Annotated in this window: 24 protein-coding genes and 1 pseudogene; 12 read left to right on the top strand and 13 right to left on the bottom strand. The window is 67.8% G+C overall.

Annotation, left to right across the window (positions count from 1 at the left end; translation table 11 throughout):
- Window positions 1–39: 39 nt before the first annotated feature.
- Together H7J86_RS08225 and H7J86_RS08220 are read right to left on the bottom strand one after the other, a co-directional pair.
- On the bottom strand, window positions 40–2,643 hold the full coding sequence (locus H7J86_RS08225; RefSeq protein ID WP_267290330.1) for a molybdopterin-dependent oxidoreductase: 2,604 nt from the start codon (window positions 2,641–2,643) through the stop codon (window positions 40–42).
- Entirely contained in the window at window positions 2,640–3,443 is an 804-nt protein-coding gene (locus tag H7J86_RS08220) for an FAD binding domain-containing protein (protein ID WP_267290328.1), read from the bottom strand. The genes H7J86_RS08225 and H7J86_RS08220 overlap by 4 nt, the downstream gene beginning before the upstream one ends.
- Before the next feature lie 126 nt (window positions 3,444–3,569).
- Here H7J86_RS08220 and H7J86_RS08215 point away from each other — a divergent pair, with 126 nt between their 5' ends.
- The 9 genes from H7J86_RS08215 to H7J86_RS08175 all read left to right on the top strand — a co-directional run bounded on the left by H7J86_RS08215 (window position 3,570) and on the right by H7J86_RS08175 (window position 7,568).
- Window positions 3,570–3,998 carry an SRPBCC domain-containing protein gene (locus H7J86_RS08215; RefSeq protein WP_187098572.1) on the top strand — a complete coding sequence of 143 codons (429 nt, stop codon included), beginning with the start codon at window positions 3,570–3,572 and terminating at the stop codon, window positions 3,996–3,998.
- Window positions 3,995–4,315, top strand: coding sequence for an ArsR/SmtB family transcription factor (locus tag H7J86_RS08210; RefSeq protein WP_090355952.1), 321 nt, complete (start codon window positions 3,995–3,997; stop codon window positions 4,313–4,315). Before H7J86_RS08215 ends, H7J86_RS08210 begins: the two co-directional genes overlap by 4 nt.
- A gap of 52 nt (window positions 4,316–4,367) precedes the next feature.
- Window positions 4,368–4,715 carry a hypothetical protein gene (locus H7J86_RS08205; RefSeq protein ID WP_267290326.1) on the top strand — a complete coding sequence of 116 codons (348 nt, stop codon included), beginning with the start codon at window positions 4,368–4,370 and terminating at the stop codon, window positions 4,713–4,715.
- 117 nt (window positions 4,716–4,832) lie between these two features.
- Window positions 4,833–5,141 carry a protein UsfY gene (gene usfY, locus H7J86_RS08200; RefSeq protein WP_267290324.1) on the top strand — a complete coding sequence of 103 codons (309 nt, stop codon included), beginning with the start codon at window positions 4,833–4,835 and terminating at the stop codon, window positions 5,139–5,141.
- Between the two features lie 274 nt (window positions 5,142–5,415).
- Entirely contained in the window at window positions 5,416–5,643 is a 228-nt protein-coding gene (locus H7J86_RS08195; RefSeq protein ID WP_090355948.1) for a hypothetical protein, read from the top strand.
- A gap of 21 nt (window positions 5,644–5,664) precedes the next feature.
- Window positions 5,665–5,820: a DUF6131 family protein gene (locus tag H7J86_RS08190; protein ID WP_090355945.1), complete on the top strand. Its 156-nt coding sequence runs from the start codon at window positions 5,665–5,667 to the stop codon at window positions 5,818–5,820.
- A gap of 14 nt (window positions 5,821–5,834) precedes the next feature.
- On the top strand, window positions 5,835–6,353 hold the full coding sequence (locus tag H7J86_RS08185) for a DUF6328 family protein (RefSeq protein WP_267290322.1): 519 nt from the start codon (window positions 5,835–5,837) through the stop codon (window positions 6,351–6,353).
- Between the two features lie 28 nt (window positions 6,354–6,381).
- Window positions 6,382–7,365: an LLM class F420-dependent oxidoreductase gene (locus H7J86_RS08180; protein ID WP_267290320.1), complete on the top strand. Its 984-nt coding sequence runs from the start codon at window positions 6,382–6,384 to the stop codon at window positions 7,363–7,365.
- Window positions 7,362–7,568, top strand: a complete 207-nt coding sequence (locus H7J86_RS08175; protein WP_090355937.1) for a CDGSH iron-sulfur domain-containing protein — start codon at window positions 7,362–7,364, stop codon at window positions 7,566–7,568. The genes H7J86_RS08180 and H7J86_RS08175 overlap by 4 nt, the downstream gene beginning before the upstream one ends.
- On the opposite strand, the gene H7J86_RS08170 is transcribed toward H7J86_RS08175, so the two are convergent.
- Window positions 7,554–8,552 (bottom strand): iron-containing redox enzyme family protein, encoded by a 999-nt coding sequence (locus H7J86_RS08170; protein ID WP_267290317.1) that lies wholly within the window; start codon window positions 8,550–8,552, stop codon window positions 7,554–7,556. The two genes, H7J86_RS08175 and H7J86_RS08170, sit on opposite strands and share 15 nt — an antisense overlap.
- A gap of 2 nt (window positions 8,553–8,554) precedes the next feature.
- The gene (locus tag H7J86_RS08165) at window positions 8,555–9,361 is read right to left on the bottom strand and encodes a DoxX family protein (RefSeq protein WP_090355932.1); all 807 of its coding nucleotides are present in this window, start codon (window positions 9,359–9,361) and stop codon (window positions 8,555–8,557) included.
- 248 nt (window positions 9,362–9,609) lie between these two features.
- Between H7J86_RS08165 and H7J86_RS08160 the strand changes: the two genes are divergently transcribed.
- Both H7J86_RS08160 and H7J86_RS08155 read left to right on the top strand, forming a co-directional pair.
- Window positions 9,610–10,047, top strand: a complete 438-nt coding sequence (locus tag H7J86_RS08160) for an ATP-binding protein (RefSeq protein WP_090356303.1) — start codon at window positions 9,610–9,612, stop codon at window positions 10,045–10,047.
- A gap of 26 nt (window positions 10,048–10,073) precedes the next feature.
- Window positions 10,074–10,796 (top strand): SigB/SigF/SigG family RNA polymerase sigma factor, encoded by a 723-nt coding sequence (locus H7J86_RS08155; protein WP_267290315.1) that lies wholly within the window; start codon window positions 10,074–10,076, stop codon window positions 10,794–10,796.
- On the opposite strand, the gene H7J86_RS08150 is transcribed toward H7J86_RS08155, so the two are convergent.
- From H7J86_RS08150 to H7J86_RS08130, 5 genes are all read right to left on the bottom strand, one after another.
- Entirely contained in the window at window positions 10,767–11,207 is a 441-nt protein-coding gene (locus tag H7J86_RS08150; protein ID WP_235632779.1) for an STAS domain-containing protein, read from the bottom strand. The two genes, H7J86_RS08155 and H7J86_RS08150, sit on opposite strands and share 30 nt — an antisense overlap.
- 552 nt (window positions 11,208–11,759) lie before the next feature.
- Window positions 11,760–12,659, bottom strand: coding sequence for a factor-independent urate hydroxylase (pucL, locus tag H7J86_RS08145; RefSeq protein ID WP_267290313.1), 900 nt, complete (start codon window positions 12,657–12,659; stop codon window positions 11,760–11,762).
- Window positions 12,660–12,661: 2 nt separating this feature from the next.
- Entirely contained in the window at window positions 12,662–12,979 is a 318-nt protein-coding gene (gene uraH / locus H7J86_RS08140; RefSeq protein WP_090355925.1) for a hydroxyisourate hydrolase, read from the bottom strand.
- 19 nt (window positions 12,980–12,998) lie between these two features.
- A complete protein-coding gene (gene uraD / locus H7J86_RS08135) occupies window positions 12,999–13,466 on the bottom strand; it encodes a 2-oxo-4-hydroxy-4-carboxy-5-ureidoimidazoline decarboxylase (RefSeq protein WP_267290640.1) in 468 nt (155 codons plus the stop codon).
- A gap of 26 nt (window positions 13,467–13,492) precedes the next feature.
- Entirely contained in the window at window positions 13,493–15,397 is a 1,905-nt protein-coding gene (locus H7J86_RS08130; protein WP_090355920.1) for a solute carrier family 23 protein, read from the bottom strand.
- A 33-nt stretch (window positions 15,398–15,430) separates the two neighbouring features.
- Here H7J86_RS08130 and H7J86_RS08125 point away from each other — a divergent pair, with 33 nt between their 5' ends.
- The gene (locus tag H7J86_RS08125; protein WP_187098580.1) at window positions 15,431–15,967 is read left to right on the top strand and encodes a nucleotidyltransferase family protein; all 537 of its coding nucleotides are present in this window, start codon (window positions 15,431–15,433) and stop codon (window positions 15,965–15,967) included.
- Here H7J86_RS08125 and H7J86_RS08120 read toward each other — a convergent pair.
- The 4 genes and pseudogenes from H7J86_RS08120 to H7J86_RS08105 form a co-directional block, all read right to left on the bottom strand.
- Window positions 15,964–16,942: pseudogene (locus H7J86_RS08120) on the bottom strand (malate dehydrogenase). The gene H7J86_RS08125 and the pseudogene H7J86_RS08120 sit on opposite strands and share 4 nt — an antisense overlap.
- Window positions 16,939–17,271, bottom strand: coding sequence for a hypothetical protein (locus H7J86_RS08115; RefSeq protein WP_090355912.1), 333 nt, complete (start codon window positions 17,269–17,271; stop codon window positions 16,939–16,941). Before H7J86_RS08115 ends, H7J86_RS08120 begins: the two are co-directional and overlap by 4 nt.
- Before the next feature lie 85 nt (window positions 17,272–17,356).
- Complete coding sequence (locus H7J86_RS08110; RefSeq protein WP_090355910.1) at window positions 17,357–19,150, bottom strand: acetyl/propionyl/methylcrotonyl-CoA carboxylase subunit alpha; 1,794 nt, start codon at window positions 19,148–19,150, stop codon at window positions 17,357–17,359.
- A gap of 235 nt (window positions 19,151–19,385) precedes the next feature.
- Window positions 19,386–20,822 carry a hypothetical protein gene (locus H7J86_RS08105; protein ID WP_267290311.1) on the bottom strand — a complete coding sequence of 479 codons (1,437 nt, stop codon included), beginning with the start codon at window positions 20,820–20,822 and terminating at the stop codon, window positions 19,386–19,388.
- Window positions 20,823–20,979 lie beyond the last annotated feature (157 nt).

The following is a 20,979-nucleotide window of genomic DNA, read 5'->3' as shown; positions in this document are numbered from 1 at the left end:
CAACCCCGGTCGACCGGGGCGGTCGACTGCCCCCATCGACTAGGACGGGCTGCCCAGTTCCCGCCATACCCGCGCCGGCGTCATCGGCAGCCGGTACATCCGCGCCCCACAGGCCCGGGCGATCGCGTTGGCCAGGGCCGGCGCCACCGGGTTGTACGGCGATTCACTCATCGACTTGGCCCCGAGCGGGCCCAGCTTGTCGTAGGTGTCGGCGAAGTACACCTCCGTCACGGGGAGGTCGGCCAGTTGCGGAATGTGGTAGTTGCGCAGGTCTTTGGTGGTCACCTGGCCCTGTCCGTCGACGCGCATCTCCTCGTAGAGCGCCGTGCCGATGGCCTGGGCCACACCGCCCTCCACCTGGCCCCGGCACTGTTCCGGATTCATCACCACGCCGGCATCGGCGGCCTGGACGGATTGCAGGATGCGCACCTCGCCGGTCTCGGTGTTCACCGCGACGCGGAAGCCGTGCACATTGAACGCCACCGAACGCGGGGTGCCCTCGTGCCGACCGTGGCCCACCAGCGGGCGCGTCATCGAACCGGACGCGGCTTCCGATTCCAAAGCTTGACGGATTTCGCGGCAGGCCGACTGCACCGCCAGCCCGGCGACCACGGTGCCCGCCGATCCGAACGCCCCCGTGTCGTACGCGGTGACATCGGTGTCGGATTGGCGTAGCCGGATCCGGTCGGCTGATACCCCGAGTGCCTCGGCCGCGAGCCGCACGTGCACCGTCGAGGTGCCGTTGCCGAACTCGGCGGTGCCGACCGACAAGGTGTAGATCCCGTCGGCGTCCAACGACACCGACGCGTCCGAGAAGTGGCCCCGCGGGGGGATCGTCGCGATCATCGCCACGGCCATCCCCTCGCCGACCCGCCACTGCGGGCCGGCCGGCGCGGTGGCCCCGTTGCCGCGGACCAGCGCGGCCTGGGTGAGGTCGAGGCATTGGTCGAGACCGTAACTGCCGAAGGTCAGATCGTCTTCGGCCACATGTGAATCGACGAACGCGTCGCCGGGCATGATCACATTCCGGCGGCGCAGGTCGAACGGATCGATGCCCAGTCGTGCCGCCAGCTCGTCGAGCGCGGATTCGACGGCGAAGATCACCTGTCCCAGGCCGTAGCCCCGGAAGGCGCCCGACGGCAGGTTGTTGGTGTAGACCGCCTGCGCGTCGACATGCTTGTTGGCGCAGCGGTATACCGCCATCGACTCACCGCAGCCGTGGAACATGACGCCCGGGCTGTGGTTGCCATAGGCGCCGGCATCCATCAGCACGTCGATCGACATGGCGGTGAGGATGCCGTCGGCTCCGGCGGCCACGGTGGCGTCCACCCGGTAGGGATGTCGGCAGGGGGCGGCGATGAATTCGTCGGTGCGGCTGAACTCGTAGCGCACCGGGCGCCCCAGTCGCAGCACGGCCAGCGCCACGATGTCCTCGGTCAGCATCTCCTGCTTCCCGCCGAAGCCGCCGCCCACCCGGCGGGTGAACACCCGCACCTTCGACCGCTCGAGACCGAAGACGTGACACAGTTCCTCGCGGACCAGGAACGGCACTTGGGAGCTGGTGCGGATGACCAGACGGCCGTCGTCGTCGATCCAGCCGGTGCTGCCGTGGGTCTCCAGGTGGCTGTGCTGGATGCGCTGGGTGAACCAGCGTCCGCGCACCACCGCGCCGCCGGCGTGCTCGGCGGCGGCGATCCCGGCGCCGACATCGCCCACCTCGCCGTGCAATTCGGAGACGATGTTGCGTTCTGGGTCGGCGATGCGGGCCGATCGGTCCTTGTCGCCGTGCACCGCCGGCGCGCCGGGCCGGCGGGCCACGTCGGGGTCGAACACCGCGGGCAGCTCGGCGTACTCGACAGCGATGGCCCGGCAGGCCTTTTCGGCGGCCGCGACGCTGTCGGCCACCACGGCCGCGACACGCTGACCGATGAAGCGCACCGTATCGTCGAGGACCACCGTGTCGTCGGGATCATCCGTGCGGTCCTCATGCCGGGCGGTCGAGAACGCCACGGCCGGACTGTCGGCGTGGGTGAGGATCAACACCACCCCCGGAATCCGTTGCGCGGCCGAGGTGTCGATGGACACGATCCGGGCGTGGGCGACGGGACTGCGCAGCACGGCGAGATGCAGCAGCCCCGCGGGCGCGTGATCCATGGTGTACTGCTCGGTGCCGGTGACCACCCGGCAGCCCGCAGGAGCGCCGGGGGAGTGGTCACCGGTGTTGACCGTGCCGCTGAGCGCGTCGGTGATCGCGCGGTATCCCGTACAGCGGCACAGGTTTCCCTTGAGGTGCTGGGGCAGGTCGGCGAATTGCTCTTCGGTGAGGGTCGACGCCGTGGTGATCATCCCGGCCGTGCAGAAGCCGCACTGGAACCCCGCGGCGTCGACGAAGGCCCGTTGCAGAGGGTGGAGGTCCTCCGGGGTGCCCAGCCCGGCCACCGTGGTGACCGAACGCCCGGCAGCCCGAAACGCCGGGTACACGCAGGAGTGCACCGCGGTGCCGTCGACCAGGACGGAGCAGGCGCCGCAGTCGCCGGCGTCGCAACCCTTCTTCACCTCGAAGTGGCCGCGGTCGCGCAGGAAGGTCCGCAGGCACTGGCCGGGGCGGAAATCGTCCTCGGCTGCGTGACCGTTGACGATCACGGTGCGAGCTCCGCGGCGACCTGCGTCGCGAGCACCAGCGTCATGGCGCGCCGCCAGTCCGGGTCGCCATGGACATCGTCGGTCCAGGCGCCGTCGGGGATCTGTGCGTGCGCGCCCCGTATCTCGCCGGGTCCGGGGACCCCGGTGAACTCGAATGTGTACGGGCGCACCGTCGCCGCGGACACCGAGAGCACGAATCTGTCGTCTGCGGCGTGGCGCCCGATGACCACCACCCCGGACCGGCCCAACGGCGACGGGGCCAGCTTGCGGAACGCGTGGCGGGCGTGCAGCGCGTGTGCGGGCAGCCCGACCGCGCGCACGATCTCGCCGGGGGCCAGTACGTTCGTGGCCTCGCCGGTGACGAATTCATCGACCGGGCAGCGATACTCGGTGCCGTCGGGCCGCCAGACCGTCACCGTTCCGGACAGCGCCGAGATCATCGAGATCATCGCTCCGGCCGGGAACGACAGGCACAGATTGCCGCCGACGGTGGCCGTGTGCCAGATCTTGAACGACGCCAGCAGCGCGGTGCAGCACTGGTGCAGCAGGGGAACGCCGAGTTCCCGGGACAGGCGGGACACCTCGGCGATCGTGCAGGTGGCGGCCAGCTCGACGCCGTCGTCGGTACGGGTCACCGCGGGCCAGCCGAGGCCGCCGAGGTCGACCAGTCGGGTCAGGTGGGGTTGCGGCTCGGAGAACAGCCACGTGCCACCGGCCAACACGGCGTCGCCGTGCCGGAGCGGCCACAGCTCGGCGCGGTGCCGCGGGGAGTCGATCACCTCGACGGTGTTGAGGTCCACCTGTTGACGGTAATCAAGCGGAGCCCGGAGCGCACCCGCAACATATGCAACCCGGGGATTGCACTCGATACACATTTGTGCAACTCTGAAGTTGCATATCATTCGGGAACCCTCTCAGGAGAAGTCATGGACGCACTCGTCATCACCCGCAGCATCGATATCAGCGCCCCCATCGGGCGGGTGTGGTCGGCACTGACCGATGCCGACCTGATCGCCCAGTGGTTCGGCGATACCTGCGAATTCGACGCCGTGCCCGGCGGCACCGGGTTCTTCGGCTGGGAACACCACGGCAAGCATCGAGTGGTGGTCGAACATATCGAGGCCCCAAGGGTTTTGGTGTACCGCTGGGCGCACAGCGCCGATGTGGAGCCCGCCCCGGGCAATTCCACGGTGGTGCGTTTCGAGCTGACCGAGATCGACGGCGGCACCCGGCTGGATCTGGTGGAGACGGGCTTCGAGGAATTGCAGGACCCCCAGTCCGCTCATGCCGACAACACCGGCGGCTGGACCGCCGAACTCGCCGAACTGGTGGAGTTCGTGCAGGCCAGGCCATGACCGCACTGCCGGTGGTACTGGGTGTGCTGGCTGACGAAACCCGCTGGCAGATCCTCACCGAACTGGGCGCGCAGGACCTGTCGGCCAGCGCGCTGGCAACGCGGATGCCGGTCAGCCGTCAGGCGATCGCCAAACATCTCGGGGTACTGGCCGACTCCGGGCTGGTCGAACCGGTGCGCGTCGGCCGTGAGATCCGCTATCGCGCGTTGGGCGCCAGGCTCAGTGCGCTGGCCGCCGAATTGGACCGCATCGGGCGGCAATGGGACCGCAGGCTGGCCGCGATCAAGCGGATCGCCGAAGGAGAGGGCTGGGAGTAACGTCGATACCAGCCCGCTCAGATCAGGAAGTCAGGCTGATATGGCCGCTGACATGCATACCGATGATGCCGAGGTCCGCGCGGCGGCGCGCTTCGCCCTCACCGTCGCGGTGGCGGGGGTGGGCTTCCTGGTCGTGGCTGCCGTGCTGGTGGGGGCGTGTCACGGCGCCACCGCCGATTCGGCGGCCTGTGGCCCGCCCCAGCGCCTCGCCTTGGCGCTCGGTGCGCCGGTGATCCTGATGGTGGGTGGGCTGCGCGCGTTCCTGCGCACCTACCAGACCTGGAAACAGCATCAGACCTGGTGGGCGTGGCAGGGGGCGGGTTGGTTCCTCATGTTGTTGATGCTGCTGACCCTGACCATGGGGCTGCCGGCGATGGCCGGGCCGGTGCTGGGATCATGACGCGCCGTGGCGCCGCACGTGCGCCTTCCCTCTTCGGTGCCGCGGATCTACCCTGAGAGAAGCCCGTTGTACCGTCCGCGCAGTTGTGGATGGTAGAGGGGGAGGAGGAGGGTTGCCATGAAAGGCCCCAAAGATCCTGTCGATCACACCCGTACCACCCGCACGCACGCCGGTGAATCCATGAAAGACAACGTCATCATGCCCGCGCTGATCCTGATCGGGGTGGCGTTGGTGCTGTTCGTCGCGAGCCTCGCCGCGTTCGCCACCCAGCATTTCGACGTCGGGCTGACGGTGGCCGTGTTGTCGGGTGCGGGTCTGCTCATCGGTGCGCTGTGGCTCGCGCTGGAACACGGCCGAGTGCGACGGATCGAAGAGCGTTGGTATGCAGCACATCCCGAGGCGAAACGCCAGCATCCCACCAGCTGACCGCGCGGCTGTCCGGACCCGAGAAGACCCAGCCCAGCAGTCCCCTCGCGGGTGAGTGCTGGGCTGGGTCGTTCCCCTCGTACCAGTGGGGTCAGCGACGTTGCTCTGCCCGCTGGCGTTCCTCGGCGGCGTTCGCCGCGCACAGACCCGGGTTTCCCGGCGGCGGACGGACACAAACCTTCCAGCCGTCCGGTATCCCGCGCTCGGGCGTGGTTTCGCCGAGCGGCCGATCGGGTACTCGCCTCTCACTGATTTCGACTGATGGAGGGCTTCCATGTTCCGGGGACTAGTCGGCACGATCGTGTTGGTCTGGCTGCTGATCGGAGTACTGGCAGCCTGGCAGCGCGACTACTTCCACACCGGCCAAACCAATTGCGCGACAGCGGGGCAGATCGGGCTCACCGTGCTCGCCGGACCGCTGAACTACGCGGGCGTCAACCCCAAGGTGGTCAACTGCCGCCTGCCCGAGCCGAGCGCCATGTCGTCCGTGGCGCACGTGTGACACTGCTGAAATGAGGTACTGATGATTGTCCTGGGCGCGATCCTGCTCATTCTCGGGCTTGTCCTCAACGTCTACGTCCTGTGGGTCGTCGGTGTGATCCTCCTCGTGGTGGGTGCGGTGTTCTGGCTGCTGGGTTCGATCGGCCGCCCGGTTGCCGGCCGACGCTCCTGGTACTAGAACCCGGCCCTGCCATGGGCGCCGATGTCGACCATCCCGAGCGCGATCAACGGTGGGACACACAGGCCCGCGATGAGACGGCAACCCAACGGCTGGACCGCAATTGGTCCAGTCTGCTGCAGGAATTGCGGGTGGTGCAGACCGGCGTCCAACTGCTCACCGGTCTGCTGCTGACACTGCCGTTCCAGAATCGGTTCGACCGCCTCGACGACCAGATGCGGACCGTCTACCTGGTGACCGTGGCCTGCTCCGTCGGTGCCACGATTCTCTTGGTGGCGCCGATAGGGATGCACCGCTTGATGTTCCGCCGGCACCGACTCGATGTCATCGTGTCCGGTGCGCATCGACTGGCCTGCTGCGGCCTCATCCTGCTGGCCCTCGCCCTCGCCGGAGTCGCTGTGTTGATCTTCGACGTGGTCGCGGGAACCCGAGCCGGGCTGGTGGCCGGTGGCATCACGGCTGTGGCCTTGGTCGGTCTGTGGCTGGTGTTGCCGCTTCTGCTGCGCCGCGGGCCGCCGCCGCCGAGTTTGTGACAGTGCTGCCCCGGGTATCTGGGAGGGCATGACCAGCTTCGGGTACACCCTCATGACGGAACAGGCCGGGCCGAAAGACCTGGTGCGCCACGCGGTGTCCGCCGAGGAGGCCGGGTTCGACTTCGAGGTCTGCAGTGACCATTTCTCACCGTGGCTGGCGGCCCAGGGCCACGCACCGCACGCGTGGACCGTGCTGGGTGCGGTCGCCCATGTGACGCACCAGGTCGGCCTGTACTCCTACGTGACCTGCCCGACCATCCGGTATCACCCCGCCGTGGTCGCTCAGCAGGCCGCCACCCTGCAGATCCTCGCCGATGGCAGGTTCACCCTCGGCCTGGGCAGTGGCGAGAATCTCAACGAGCATGTCGTGGGCAAGGACTGGCCCACCGTGGGCCGGCGAATCGACATGCTGGCCGAAGCCATCAAGATCATCCGGGAGCTGATGAGCGGTGAGCTGGTCGACTTCCGCGGCGACTACTTCGAGGTGGATTCGGCACGGCTGTGGGACATCCCCGACGTGCCGGTCGGTCTGGCGGTGTCGATGACCGGAGAGAAGTCGGTCGAGAAACTGGCCGACTTCGCCGACCATCTCATCGATACCGCGCCCGACGGCGACGTCGTCGAGACGTGGCGTCGTCGCCGCCGGGCGATCGGAATGCCCGAGGGGCGGGCCGTGGGCCAGCTGCCGGTGTGCTGGGATCCCGACCGGGAGAAGGCGATACAGCGCGCGCACGAACAGTTCCGGTGGTTCGGCGGCGGCTGGTCGGTCAATGCCGACCTCCCGACGACGGCCGGTTTCGCCGCGGCGAGCAAGTTCGTCCGGCCCGAGGACGTCGCCGACAACATCCCGTGCGGACCCGACCTGGATGCGATCGTGGACGCGGTCAGGCCCTACCGCGACGCGGGATTCACCGACGTGGCGCTCGTCCAGGTCGGCGGCGAGACGCAGGATCAGTTCCTGTCCGAGGCCGCCGAGCCGCTGCTGGCCGCCTTGCGCGCGGAGTTGGGATGAGCGCGCCCGACCGCAATATCGTGCAGGTGATTCCCGGGGGCCCGGTGATCGTGGACGGACCGGTGTCCATCGAGCTGCCCGACGGTCAGGTGGTCGAATCGGAACGCTTCAAGGTGGCGATCTGTGCGTGCCGCAGATCGCGCACCTATCCGCTGTGCGATACCAGTCACCGCAAACGGATCCGGAAATCAGCGCAGCGGTGACAGCAGTGAGGTTCGTTTGTCGTTCCAGCACTTCATCAGATGATCGGCCAACCGGTCCTCCACCAGTTCGAAGGCCCTGATGCCGAGGACCACATCGGATTCCAGCTGCGGTTCCCGGCGCAGCAGGTCGGCGACGACATCGTTGCGCACCACCTGCTCGTGCACGGCATCCGCCTCGACGTGTTCGAGGTAGAACCGGGTGCACGCCTCGGGGGCGCTCATCCGGTCCAGCGCATCGGCGATCCGCTGCGCACCGGGCGGCGAGGTGATCTCGGTGGCCGCGAAATGCCCGACGGTGGCGCCCCGAAGCGCACGGTGTAAGCCGAACATCGACATGAGGTTCACGACGGCGAGGGTTTCGGCCGGCACGGCCTCCAGGTAGGCCAGATAGCCGGCGTCCAGACCGGCGTCCGTCATCAGGTCGGCGAAGAGCCGTTGATGCACCTGTGAACCGCGGCCGCCCCCGTACTCGTCGAATTCGACGGCGACGAACGACGCTTTGGCCTGTCCGACCAGCCGGGGAATCACCCAGGCATGCGGATCCGCCTCTTTGAGGTGGTAGATGGACCGATGTGCGAAGTACTCGCGCATCTGGTCCCAACTGCCCCGGGTCAGAAGGAAGTGCGAGGGACCGCTTCCCTCAACGGGTTCCAGCGACAGCCGGTCCATCTCGGCGGCGGCTGTCACGCCGGTGAGATCGCCGACCCCGCGCCGGATATCGGTCAGGAAGATGTCCTCCAGCCGACCGCGCAATTCCAGCAGAGTCAGATCCCACTCGAAGTCGTCGCTCACACCGTCGAACCCGCGATAGAACAGTTCGTAGCAGAGGTGCAACGCGTAGTGCAGGTCCATCCCGGCCGGATCGGAGTCGGACAGCGTGATATCGGCGACGCCGGACAGCGGCCGCTCACCGGTCAGGTGGTCGAGCACAGCTTGGGACAGCGGCCCTACCGCCTTGGGCAGTCCACGCGTGATGGTGCCCATCGTCAGATCTGCTGGCGAAGTCGGTGCCATCCGGACGCGAGTTGATCGCCACCCTGCTCGAAAGCGGATTCGGCCTGCTCGTAGGCCGTTTCGGCAAGTTCGCTGCCCTTGCGGCGGGCCTTCTCGGCGAGCGGGGCGGCACGGTCGATGGCGATCTCGGCCAACTCGGTGCCGCGGCGGCGGGCCTTCTTCGCCACCGGCGCGCTCTTCTCCAACGCCGTGGCGGCGAGGTCGCGGCCACGCTCGGCCCCGACCTGTAGGCGCTCGGCGCCGATCTGCAGACCGTGGCCCACCTTGTCGGCGAGTTCGGACTCAAGGCCGCTGTCGGCGGCGGGCAGTGCGGCGGTGACGGCCTCCGAGACCCGCCGTGCGGCTCGCCGGCCGCGCCATCCCAGCGACGGCTTGCCCGCGGTGTCGGCGGAGGCGAGCACCAACCCGCCGATCAGGCTGAGATCGGTGAGAAATCCACGGCGCTTGACGGCCTTGCGTTCCGGATCGGTCTCCTTCCAGAACATATGGTCGCCCAGATTGCCCGGGACGACCGTCAGGGCCAGCAGTCCCGAGGCGACCCGGGGAATGCGGCCGGTGGCCAGCAGCAGCCCCGCGCCGATCTGTACACCGGCATTGACCCGCGCCACGGTGGCGGCGTCCGACGGGACCTTCTGTGCCACCGCGTCGGGCAGGGCCTGCAGCCCTTCCAGGGTCGGGCGGACGATATCGGAGGCGGACTTGGTGTCCAGCAGGGTCTCGACGCCCTGGCCGATGAAGGCGACGGACAGTAACGGACGGGCGACTCTACGCAGCAACATGGCACCGGGATTCCCGGCACGGTCGGCGCCGAAACATCTCGCGCCGGCCGGTCAAATCTCGCTCCGGCGTTTGAATCCTGGCGAGCCGGGTATGACACCGCCATGGCATGGTCAGGCTGTCGGGCCGAGGTTGACGAGGATCGAGTACCCGCCGGGCCATCGGGTCACACCCGCCAGGCGGTGTGGGGCAATTGATCGACGGTATAACGATGTGGGGTAGCCTCCGTGCAGATACCCCGGGAGGTCAGATGACTGGGAACAGCGGCGACGACGGCGTGCCGGTTTCCGGCGACCGGTCGGTGGAACTCCGGGTAGCCGCGAGGCTGGAGAATCTTGCGGTGCTGCGTACGCTCGTGGCCGCCGCCGCGACGTTCGAGGACCTCGATATCGACTCCGTCGCCGACCTGCGCTTGGCTGTCGATGAGGCCTGCACCCGGCTGATACGTTCTGCCGCGCCGGATTCCGTCTTGGCCGTGCAGATAGATCCCGGCGACGAGGCCGTGACGGTCCACGCATCGACCACGTGCGAGGGTGACGACGCCGTCGTCGCCCCCGACAGCTTCAGCTGGCACGTGCTGCGTTCGTTGGTATCCGATGTCCGGACGTTCGTGGACGGCCAGCACGTGAGCGGTGGGCACGTGGTCGGGATCTCTTTGACCGCAAGGCGAGTGGGCCTGCTGCAGTGAGCTCGGAATACACGGACGTCCTCGACATGTTCCGTGAACTCCGGGCGCTTCCTGAGGGCTCCCCTCAGTTCGCCCGGCAACGTGAACGGATCGTCGAGCGTTGTCTCCCCCTGGCCGATCACATCGCGCGCCGCTTCGGCGGTCGCGGCGAATCCCATGAGGACCTCGTTCAGGTCGCGCGGATGGGGCTGGTGAATGCGGTCAACCGCTTCGATGTCACCGCGGGATCGGACTTCGCGTCGTTCGCGGTGCCGACCGTGATGGGCGAGGTGCGTCGCCATTTCCGGGACAACGGCTGGTCGGTCAAGGTGCCCCGCCGGCTCAAGGAATTGCATGTCAGGATCGGCGGGGTCACCGCGGAGATGGCGCAGCGTCTGGGCCGGGCCCCCAACGCCACCGAACTCGCCGCCGAACTCGATATCGACCGTCAAGAGGTGGTCGAGGCCTTGGTGGCGGGGAGCTCGTACAACACCCTGTCGATCGACAGCGGCAGTGGCGGTGACGACGACGCGCCGTCCATCGGCGACACGCTGGGCACCGAGGACCTTGCCCTGGAACAGGTGGACAATCGCGAGTCCTTACGCCCCCTGCTGGATTCCCTGCCTGATCGCGAACGAACGGTTCTGGTGCTCCGCTTCTTCGAGAACATGACGCAGACGCAGATCGCCGAACGCATCGGCGTCTCGCAGATGCACGTGTCGCGCCTGCTGGCGAAATCGCTAGCGCGACTTCGCGACGACCTCAACTAGATCCGAGGGGTCTCGGCGCAGTCGCAGCAGTGCCGTCGCGACGGACTCTTCCATCGGCAGCGCGTTCTCGGGATCGCAGATCCGCAGCAGCCGTGTCACCGCGTGGCTGGGCACGACCGTCCAGTCGATCCCTTCGCCCGCCGCTCGTACGCCCAGCGTGTGCACGGCGGAGAAGGCCGCCGTACCGAAGAACTCCACGCCGGTCAGGTCGAGCACCAGTTCGCGGACATGGGGGAGGTGCAGGAAGACGTAGTCGGCGAACTCTCGGCAGTTGGCCGCGTCGATCTCCCCGAATACCGAGAGCACGGCGCTCGACGGGGCCAGCCACTTGGTGCAGTAGGCCGCCATATCGGATTCGGTGATGTTGGAGGCGGAGTTCCGCCTCGCGGTAGGCAAAGTCAGGTTGTGCATGGTGACTCCATCAGTCGGAATACGTGATTCGTACTGTGGTCACGCCAAATAGTTCAAGACCCGTGGGGACCAGACCCCAGGGTGCAGGACCTTGTTAGTTGTCCTCCACGTCAATGACGTTCGCTTCAGGCTGTGAACTCAACCTCGTCCTGACACTACGCCACTTGGCCGAACCGGACAATCGATCTGCCCGAGTCCGATTCGCTTCACCGGCCCGACCTGCGGATTCCGTGGTCACCTCGGCGCGTGTTCCGGGGTGTGGGGCGCATGGACGCCGCCGCGGTATCGGGACCGGCCTCGTCGGCCTTAGTGTGGGAATCGAATCTGGTTGCTGCAGCGCCTATTTCGTCACCGCCGGGCAACTGCGACCCGGGCCGGCGGGGCGGGTCGATCGGGGTGCGGATTCGGGTGTCGGCCGTGCCCGGTGGGGCGCGCGGCAAAGGGTGCTGCCGCGGTGGCGACACGGTTGCGGCGGGACGTTCTGCCAGGACGCACAGTGGCCGACCGCGAGGCAACCGGCACAGCAAACGCCGGGCGGCGCGCCGCCCCGGGTCAGGCCAGCCAGCCCTGCTGCAGGTCCCAGGCCGGGCCGGCCGGTGGGGCATCGTCGCGGGTCACGGTCGCCTGGATCAGCCCGTAGGGCCGGTCGTCGGCGTTGAACACCTCGTTGTTGTTCTCCAGCCCGAACGGGGACAGGTCGTAGACGAAGTGGTGTTTGTTGGGTGCCGACAACCGCACCTCGGCGATCTGCGGGTGCTCCTCCAGCACGGCGCGCCCCATGTGGAACAGCGTCTGCTGTAGTGCCAGGGACTGGACCACCGCGAACTGCGTGATCAGGGCCGTCTTGATCTGGCCGTACACCGTCTCCCAGTCGACCTCGGTACTGGTGAACCGCCACTGGGCGACCAGCGAGGTGGCCATCACCCGGTCGTGGGTCGGTTCCAGGACGGTGTAGGGATCGCTGAGGAAGCCCGCGAACTCCGATCCCGTCGATTTCAGGACGATAAGATCCTTGAGGCCGCCGACGACGTACTCGCCGTCGGCATCCACCGTGATGGCGGCGGTGCGCACCTCCTGGCCTTTGCGGATCCAGGTGTGGTTGTGTTCGGTGCCGTCCACAATGGCGCGCTCCCAAGCGTATTCGTCGATCTCGATCCGAGCGGCCTGCACCGGCGCGACATCGTGCACGAAGTGCCGGGCCAGGGTCAAACCGTAGTCCTCGATGGACAGCAGGCCTTTCTCCTTGGCGTAGGCGTAGGCAGTCTGCTTCTGCGTGTCGGTGGGCAACACCTCGGACTGGTCGCCGACCAGGTGCGCCGCGGTGAAATCGCCACGCAGGCAGGTGGATACGTTGATGTCGTGGATCTCGTGGCGGGGGGTGTCCCGGTAGATCCGGACCACCCGGTTCTCGGCCTTACCGTACTGATTCTTGCCCAGGATGATTTCCGACATCGTCAACTTCCTCGGTAGGTGGAGTACGCGAACGGTGAAAGCAGCAGTGGTACATGATATTTGGGAACACCGTCGGTGACCTCGAAGGCGATGACGACCTCCGGGTAGAAGCTGGGTGCGCCGGCGAAGTAGTCGGCGGTGTCGAAGGTCAGCCGGTACACGCCGGGCGCCAACCCGGCGGCCAGCTCCGCCACCCGGCCGTCGGCGTCGGTGCGCGCGGTGGCCAGCACGGCACCGGCGGTGTCGGTGAGCGTGACGGCGATACCGGCGGCGGGCCGCCCGGCCACGGCGTCGAGGACATGGGTGCTCAGGTGTGTCATGCCGACGATCCTGACGCCATCAGGCCGGCTCGCTCAAGAGCCGCTCCAGCCGGAGCCGGTTGATCTTGCCCAGCTCATTGCGCATCACCCGGCGTTCGGTATCGGGATCGTTGTCCAGGCGCTCGGTGAGAATGCCGAGCAGTTCGTGGGCCGTTCGTCCACTGGCACACACCAGGTAGACATAGCCGAACTTGTCCTCATAGGCCCGGTTGCCCTCGGCCAGAGCGGCTTTCACGTCGTCCCCGGCGGCGGCCACCCCGGCCTGCTCGCGCGCGGACGCGGCATTGTCCACCTTGCCGCCGATCCGCGGATGTCCGTCCAGGGCCGCGTCGATCTCGGCGTCGGGCAGCTCGGCGAGCACCCGGTCGGCGCGATCGAGCAGCGCCTGGGTGTCCGGGAACGGTGCCCCCGCGAGCACCCGGCGGGCCCAGATGGTCGAGCTGCACACCTCGAACAGGGCATGCATGCGTTGTCGGTCGGTCAGCATGTTGAAGCCGTCCAGGCCGATCGCCTTCACGACAGTTCGTTGAAGCGGCTGAAACGCGCCGCGGCGATCGGGTTGGCATCGGCCACCAGATCGGTGAACCGGTAGTTGGCGATCTTGGCGACCTCGATCAGCGCAAACGCCTTCTCGGCGGAATCGGAGTTGTCCATCCGGGACCAGCCGTTGCGCAGCACCCGGTCGAAATGCTCGGTCTCCTTGGCGCAGATGATCAACGGGAAGCCGAAGTGCTCGCGGTACGCGGTCGCCAATTCCACGACGTCATTGTGGTCGGACTCGTCGAGATTGGACAGCGCCACGTGGTCGACGGCCAGGGCGTGTCCGGTCTCGTCCTCGGCGCCCAGATCGTTGAACGCGTTGAGCAGTTCGATCTGCTGCTCGGACGAGCCGGTGAGCACGGCATCCTGGAAGGCTTCCCGCAGCGCCAAGGTATCGGCGAAGGGGCGCTGCTGGTAGGCCCGCTCAACCGCCCACGGCACGTCCTGCACCACATGGCCGAACACCTCGGTGAACCGCTCCGCGGTCATGGCGTTCACCTCGGTCAAGGTGATGGACCCGCCACCGGCCACCCGCGGCCCGCGCGAACCGGTATGGAAGAAAACGATGTTGAGCACGATGGCCGCCACCGCGCCGATGCTGATCCCGCTGCCGAAGATGAGATCCAGGCCGGTGGGCATCGCCTTGGCGATATCGGGGTACGAGGTGACCCACAGTGCCAGCGCCAGGCTGGTGGTGACGATGATCAGGTTGCGGTGGTCGGTGAAGTCGACCTTGCCCAGTGTCTGGATGCCCACGACGGCGACGGTGGCGAACAGCGTCAGCGCCGCGCCGCCGAGCACCGGGTTGGGGATCGACGCGACGACGGCGGCGACCTTGGGCAGGAAGCCCAGGATGATCATGATGACACCGGCGGCCGCCACCACCCAGCGGCTCTTGACGCCGGTCAGTCGCACCAGGCCGACGTTCTCGGAGAACGCGGTGTAGGGGAACGAGTTGAAGATGCCGCCGATGGCGGTGGCCACCCCGTCGGCGCGCAGCACGTTGCCGATATCGGAGGCCTTGATGCGCTTGCCGACGATCTCGCCGGTCGCGATCGTCGAACCGGTCGACTCCACGGCGGTGATCAGCAGCACGATGATCATGGTCAGGCACGCGACGAAGTCGAACTTGGGCATGCCGAACAGGAACGGCGGTGTGAAGCCGAACGCGGCCGCCTGGCCCACCTTGTCGAAGCTCATATCGCCGAGCAGGAAGGCGACCGTGCAGCCGATCACCAGTCCGAGCAGCACCGCGATGGTGGCCACGAACCCGCGGAACAGGCGCTGGATGGCGACGATGATCGCGATGGTGCCCAGCGCGTAGAGGAACCACCGGATGTTCGTCGGGTCGGTCTTGTGCGTGTGCGGATTGGTGACGGCGTCCATGGCGCCGACCGGGACCAGACAGAGCCCGATGATGGTGATCAACGTTCCCGTCACCACCGGCGGGAAGAATTTCAGCAGTTTGATGAAGATCGGCGCGATGAGGAACGTGAAGACACCGGCGACGATCACCGCCCCGTACACGTACAGCAGGCTGGCCGCGCCGCCGCCATGGGCCAGCCCGATCGCGATGATGGGGGACACCCCGGCGAACGTGACGCCTTGCAGCAGCGGTAGCCGGACCCCGACCTTCCAGAACCCGACCGCCTGGATGATCGAGGCGATCCCGCAGGTGAAGAGATCGGCGGTGATCAGTTTGACCAGGTCTTCGGCCGGCAGGTTGATCGCACCGGCGATGATGATCGGGACCAGCACCGCGCCGGCGTAGAACGCCACCACGTGCTGGAAGCCGTACAACGCAAGCTTGGGGACCGGCAGCACCTCGTCGACGGGGTGCGTGCGCTTGGCTTGCGGCTTTTTTGTCGGGGCCGTCATCGTTCAAGAATCGTTCACGTTCACACTGTTCGCATGTCGAGTTCTCATGTCGCCGCCGGCGTACTGCTGGCCGCCGGCGCGGGAACTCGGTATGGAATGCCGAAAGTACTTGCCGAACAGGGGAGTTGGCTGAGCGCGGCCGTGACGGCGCTGCGCGACGGCGGCTGCCGGGACATCGTCGTCGTTCTGGGCGCGGCGGTGGTGCCGGTGCCCGCGCCGGCGCGCGCGGTGGTGGCCGACGACTGGGCAGACGGGCTCTCGGCATCGCTGCGTGCGGGGATCGGGGCAGTGGACGCCGAGCTGGCGGTCATCACGCTGGTGGACACCCCCGATATCGGTGCGGGCGCGGTGCGTCGGGTGCTGGCCGCGGCCGCCGAGACGGGGCTGGCCCGGGCGGTGTACGCGGGCCGGCCCGGTCACCCGGTGGTGATCGCGCGCCGGTTCTGGCCGCAGATGCTGGCCGCCGCGCACGGGGACACCGGGGCGGGCCCGTTCCTGCGGGGACGCGCCGATGTGGTCGATGTCGAGTGCGCCGACCTCGGCACCGGCGCCGATGTCGACGAGCCTTAGAGCAGGCCCAGTCGTTCCACCGCAGACCGCTCGTCGAGCAGCTCGGCCACCGAGGCGTCGATGCGCGCGGGAGAACTCGTTGATGTCCAGGCCCTCGACGATCTGCCACGCGCCGTCGATCGCGCGGACCGGCAGTGAAGCCACCACACCCTCGGGGATGCCGTAGACGCCGGGTGACGGCAGCGCGACCGACGTCCAGTCCGCCGGGTCGGTGCCGTCCACCCAGTCGCGGACGTGGTCGATGGCGGCGTTGGCGGCCGACGCCGCCGAGGAGGTGCCGCGGGCCTCGATGATGGCGGTGCCGCGGGTGGCCACCGTCGGGATGAAATCCTTTGCCAGCCAATCGGTGTCGGCGGCGAACTCGGCACCGGGACGGCCGCCCACCTCGGCGTGGAAGATGTCCGGGTACATGGTCGGGGAGTGGTTACCCCATACCGTCACCCGGGAGACCTCGGTGACGTGCACCCCGGCGTGGTCGGCCAGCGCGGCCACCGCCCGGTTGTGGTCGAGTCGGGTCAGCGCGGTGAACCTGCTCGCCGGGATGTCGGGTGCGTGCGCGGCGGCGACCAGGGCGTTGGTGTTGGCGGGATTGCCGACCACCACGATGCGCACATCGCTGCCCGCGCCGGAGTTCAGCGCCTTGCCCGCCTCGGCGAAGATCGCGGCATTGGCGGCCAGCAGGTCGGCTCGCTCCATTCCCTTGCTGCGCGGCCGCGCACCCACCAGCAGGGCGACGTCGACACCGTCGAAAGCCCGCACGGGATCGTCGTGGATCTCGATATCGACCAGCAGCTCGAAGGCGCTGTCCACGAGTTCCATCACCACACCCTCGGCGGCCCGGATCGCGCCGGGCAGTTCCAGCAGCCGCAGGGTGACGGGCACATCACGGCCGAGCAGCGCGCCGGCGCCGATGCGGAACAGGGCGGCATAGCCGATCTGGCCGGCCGCGCCGGTCACCGTGACGATCTTGCTCACGTGTGCACTTCCAGGCCGAGCACCATCTCCGCGTACCGCCGGACGGTGTCCTCCGACATCACGGCGGCGTCCTCGAAGCCGGGGCGGCCGCGGCTGTGCAGGTATCCGGTGACGGGGTCGAGGACGACTTCGGCGAGCAACTCGCCGGTGGTCGGCTCGCACACCGCCCAGGTGTAGCGCGTGTCGTCGGCCCAGCCGTCCTCGGCGTCGTGCACGTAGTCCAGGTCGACCTCACCGAGGTCGGCCAGCGCCGGCCGGTCGTCGACCCGGTCATCGCAGCGCAGACCGCGCAGGTACCACTGGCCGTTGTTGATCTCTACCGGCTCCATATGACTCCCCAGAATGCCGAATGGCCACGTGCGGCACAGGATTCACCGGAATCCGTGCCACAGGTGGCCACTCGGCGGATGCGAATTACTTGATTTCGGCGATCACGGTGCCCTGGGTGATGGCGGCACCGGCCTCGACGGCCAGCCCGGTGATGGTGCCGTCCTTGTGCGCGGTCACCGGGTTCTCCATCTTCATGGCTTCCAGGACCACGACCAGGTCGCCGGCGGCGACGGTCTGGCCCTCTTCGACGGCCACCTTCACCACGGTGCCCTGCATCGGCGCGGTGACCGAGTCGCCGGACGCGGCGGCCGCGCCGGAGGCACCCCGCTTGCGCGGCTTGGGCTTCTTGCGGATCACCCCGGCCGCGGCGCCACCGCCGCCGCCCAGGGCGAGATCACCCGGCAGCGAGACCTCGAGGCGGCGTCCGCCGACCTCGACGACCACCTTCTGGCGGGGCAGGTTGTCTTCCTCATCCAGCGGTTCGCCGGCGGTGAACGGCTCGACGGTGTTGTCCCACTCGGTCTCGATCCAGCGGGTGTGCACGTCGAACTTCTCGCCGTCACCGATGAACGCCGGGTCGCTGACGACGGCACGGTGGAACGGGATGACGGTCGCGAGGCCTTCGACGTTGAATTCGGCCAGCGCGCGGCGCGAGCGGGCCAGGGCCTCCTCGCGGGTGGCACCCGAGACGATCAGCTTGGCCAGCATCGAGTCGAACTGCCCGCCGATGACGGAGCCGGTCTCCACACCGGAATCCATGCGCACGCCGGGGCCGGTCGGCGGCTCGAACTTCGACACCGGCCCGGGGGCGGGCAGGAAGCCGCGGCCGGCGTCCTCACCGTTGATCCGGAATTCGAAGGAGTGCCCGCGCGGGGTCGGATCCTCGGTGATGTCGAGGGCTTCGCCGTTGGCGATCTTGAACTGCTGGAGCACCAGGTCGATACCCGAGGTCTCCTCGGTGACCGGGTGTTCCACCTGCAGGCGGGTGTTGACCTCGAGGAAGGAGATCAGGCCGTCCTGGCCGACCAGGTACTCGACGGTGCCCGCACCGTAGTAACCGGCCTCCTTGCAGATGCGCTTGGCCGACTCGTGGATCTCCTTGCGCTGCGCGTCGGTCAGGAACGGCGCGGGGGCCTCTTCGACCAGCTTCTGGAAGCGGCGCTGCAGCGAGCAGTCGCGGGTACCGGCGACGACGACGTTGCCGTGGGTGTCGGCGATGACCTGGGCCTCGACGTGGCGCGGCTTGTCCAGGTAGCGCTCGACGAAGCACTCGCCGCGGCCGAAGGCGGCGACGGCCTCACGGGTGGCCGACTCGAACAGTTCGGGGATCTCTTCGAGCGTGCGGGCCACCTTCATACCGCGGCCGCCACCACCGAAGGCGGCCTTGATGGCGATGGGAAGGCCGTACTCCTCGGCGAAGGCGAGGATCTCGTCGGCGTCCTTGACCGGGTCCGGGGTGCCGGGCACCAGCGGGGCCTGGGCGCGCGCGGCGATGTGCCGTGCGGTGACCTTGTCGCCGAGATCGCGGATGGACTGCGGGCTCGGGCCGATCCAGATCAGGCCGGCGTCGAGGACGGCCTGGGCGAAGTCGGCGTTCTCCGAAAGGAAGCCGTAACCGGGGTGGATCGCGTTGGCGCCGGACTTGGCGGCGGCGTCGAGGAGCTTCTCGAACACCAGATAGGACTCGGCCGAGGTCTGGCCGCCCAGGGCGAACGCCTCATCGGCGAGCCGCACGTGCGGCGCGTCGGCGTCGGGCTCGGCGTAGACGGCGACGCTGGTCAGCCCGGCGTCCTTGGCGGCACGGATCACACGGACAGCGATCTCCCCGCGGTTGGCGACAAGCACCTTGGAGATTTTCGAGCTGGCGTGACTGGGCACTGCGCCTCCTGATGGCAGGTATCTCTAAGAAACGTCTTTAAGAATCTATCGGGCGAAGTGTATGCGTCCAATTCCGGGGGTGGCGAGTCGGCACCCCGAAAAATTGTCAAGCCACCGTTGCCATTTCGGTAAACACATGTAGTTACTGGCGAGTACGTTGACCTGCTGCGCAGGTCGGCCCCGATACGACGCCGGCGGCGCCCGGTCGGGCACCGCCGGCACGGGGTGACGTCAATCAGGCGAACAACGACGGGATGCCCTGCATCGATGCGGCGGGCTCCACACCCAGGGCATTGGCGAGCAGTGACGGTGCCACGTCGAGCACATCCACCTCTTTGCGCGACGGGTCGGGTGCGATGCCGGCGCCCGCCGCGATGAGGATTCCCTCCGGGATGTGGTAGCCGGTGTTGATGCCGCCGATCCGGGGTTGCCGGGCGAGGCCCAGCTTCTCCGGTGGGGCGACGACCTCGCCCGACTCGCCGTTGCCGGGGCGGAAGCGCAACATGGCGGAGTCGTCGCAGCCCAGCATGTAATCGATGCCGAAGGTCACCGTCTTGCCCTCGACCCGGATACGCGCGAAGAGCGGGCCCTTGCCTTCGACGGACACCGATTCCAGCGGCGGCCCAGCCGCGCGGGCATCGTCCTCGGTGTCGAACACCAGCGACACCATCGGATACATCGCCAGCCCCGGGCCGAGGGGGCTTAGTCCCAGCGACTCGGCGAGCAAGGTGTAGTCCTCGACGACGTGCATGTGGTCGCTGAGTTCGGGTACCGCGACCGGTCCCTGGCCCATGCTCGCCGAGACGACGAGCATCGAGTTCGGATTCTTGGCCAGGTACTTGCGAATGCGTCCGATCTGCCGGTCTGCGATATCCATCGCCGCGATGATGAAGCTGCCGTACACCTCATCGGAGGTGTACTCGAACCGCTCGGTGTACCCGGGCATGCTGTCACCCCAGAAGCGGTGCATCATGCCGGCCACGTGGTTGGTGAAGAACACGCTCAGGCGCGGCTGGTGCGTGCGGTGCAGTTTCCAGAACAGGTCGAAGCTCAGCGGCGCCTGCATCGCCGAACGGAACGCCTTGTAGCGGGGGTCGACGCGCTCTTTGACCAGATGGGTGCCCAGGGTGGCCATGGAGCGCGGGGTCAGACCCTGCCGCACCAGGGCGGCCGCGGTTGCTGCCAGCGCCTTGGGGTGCATGGCGGCGTCCGGGGAGAACCCGTTCTCGCCCGTCATCGCCAGGTTGAAGCTCTGGAAGCTCTCCAGGGTGGGCGGAAACGTCTTGGCATCCCGGCTGAACGTGTCCGGGATATAGAAGCCGCCGTGCCGGAACTGGCGGGCCGGCCAGCTCTGCATGGGGCCGAACACGCCGACCGACAGGCCGGCCTTCTCGGCGACGTCCCAGATCGGTTCGCCGCGGAACGTCGTCGGGTCCTGCCCCAGGTCAAAGGAATTGTGGTCGTAGGTCGACATGTGCAGCGTCGGCCAGGTGCGCCACGGTTGCAGGCCCTGATGCTCTTCGCGGTCCTCGTGTACGGTCGTCAGCGATTGCCCCTCCCGCAGGAGCGTGGCGATATGTGACTCCGGGCGCCTGTTGACGTAGATCTCCACGACATCCCACGGGACCTCGTTGAGTTCGTACAGGATGACGTCTCTGTGTTGCCGGTCCATGAAGGCGGGGACCTTTCGTGATTGCTTCCTCGTCTTGTGTCCGGCGGCTGCCGTAAGCGGGCGGCATCTTTGCCAAACCTGCGCTCATGGAGCATTCTGGCATGACGGAGGCGTCAATATTGCCACTCGCTGTGTATTTCATGAGTAGCCGCACAGT

The organism is Mycobacterium hackensackense (assembly GCF_025822555.1).
Classification (GTDB): domain Bacteria; phylum Actinomycetota; class Actinomycetes; order Mycobacteriales; family Mycobacteriaceae; genus Mycobacterium; species Mycobacterium fluoranthenivorans.
The sequence above is the reverse complement of the archived record's forward strand: the minus strand, read 5'-3'. Positions and strand labels throughout refer to the sequence as shown.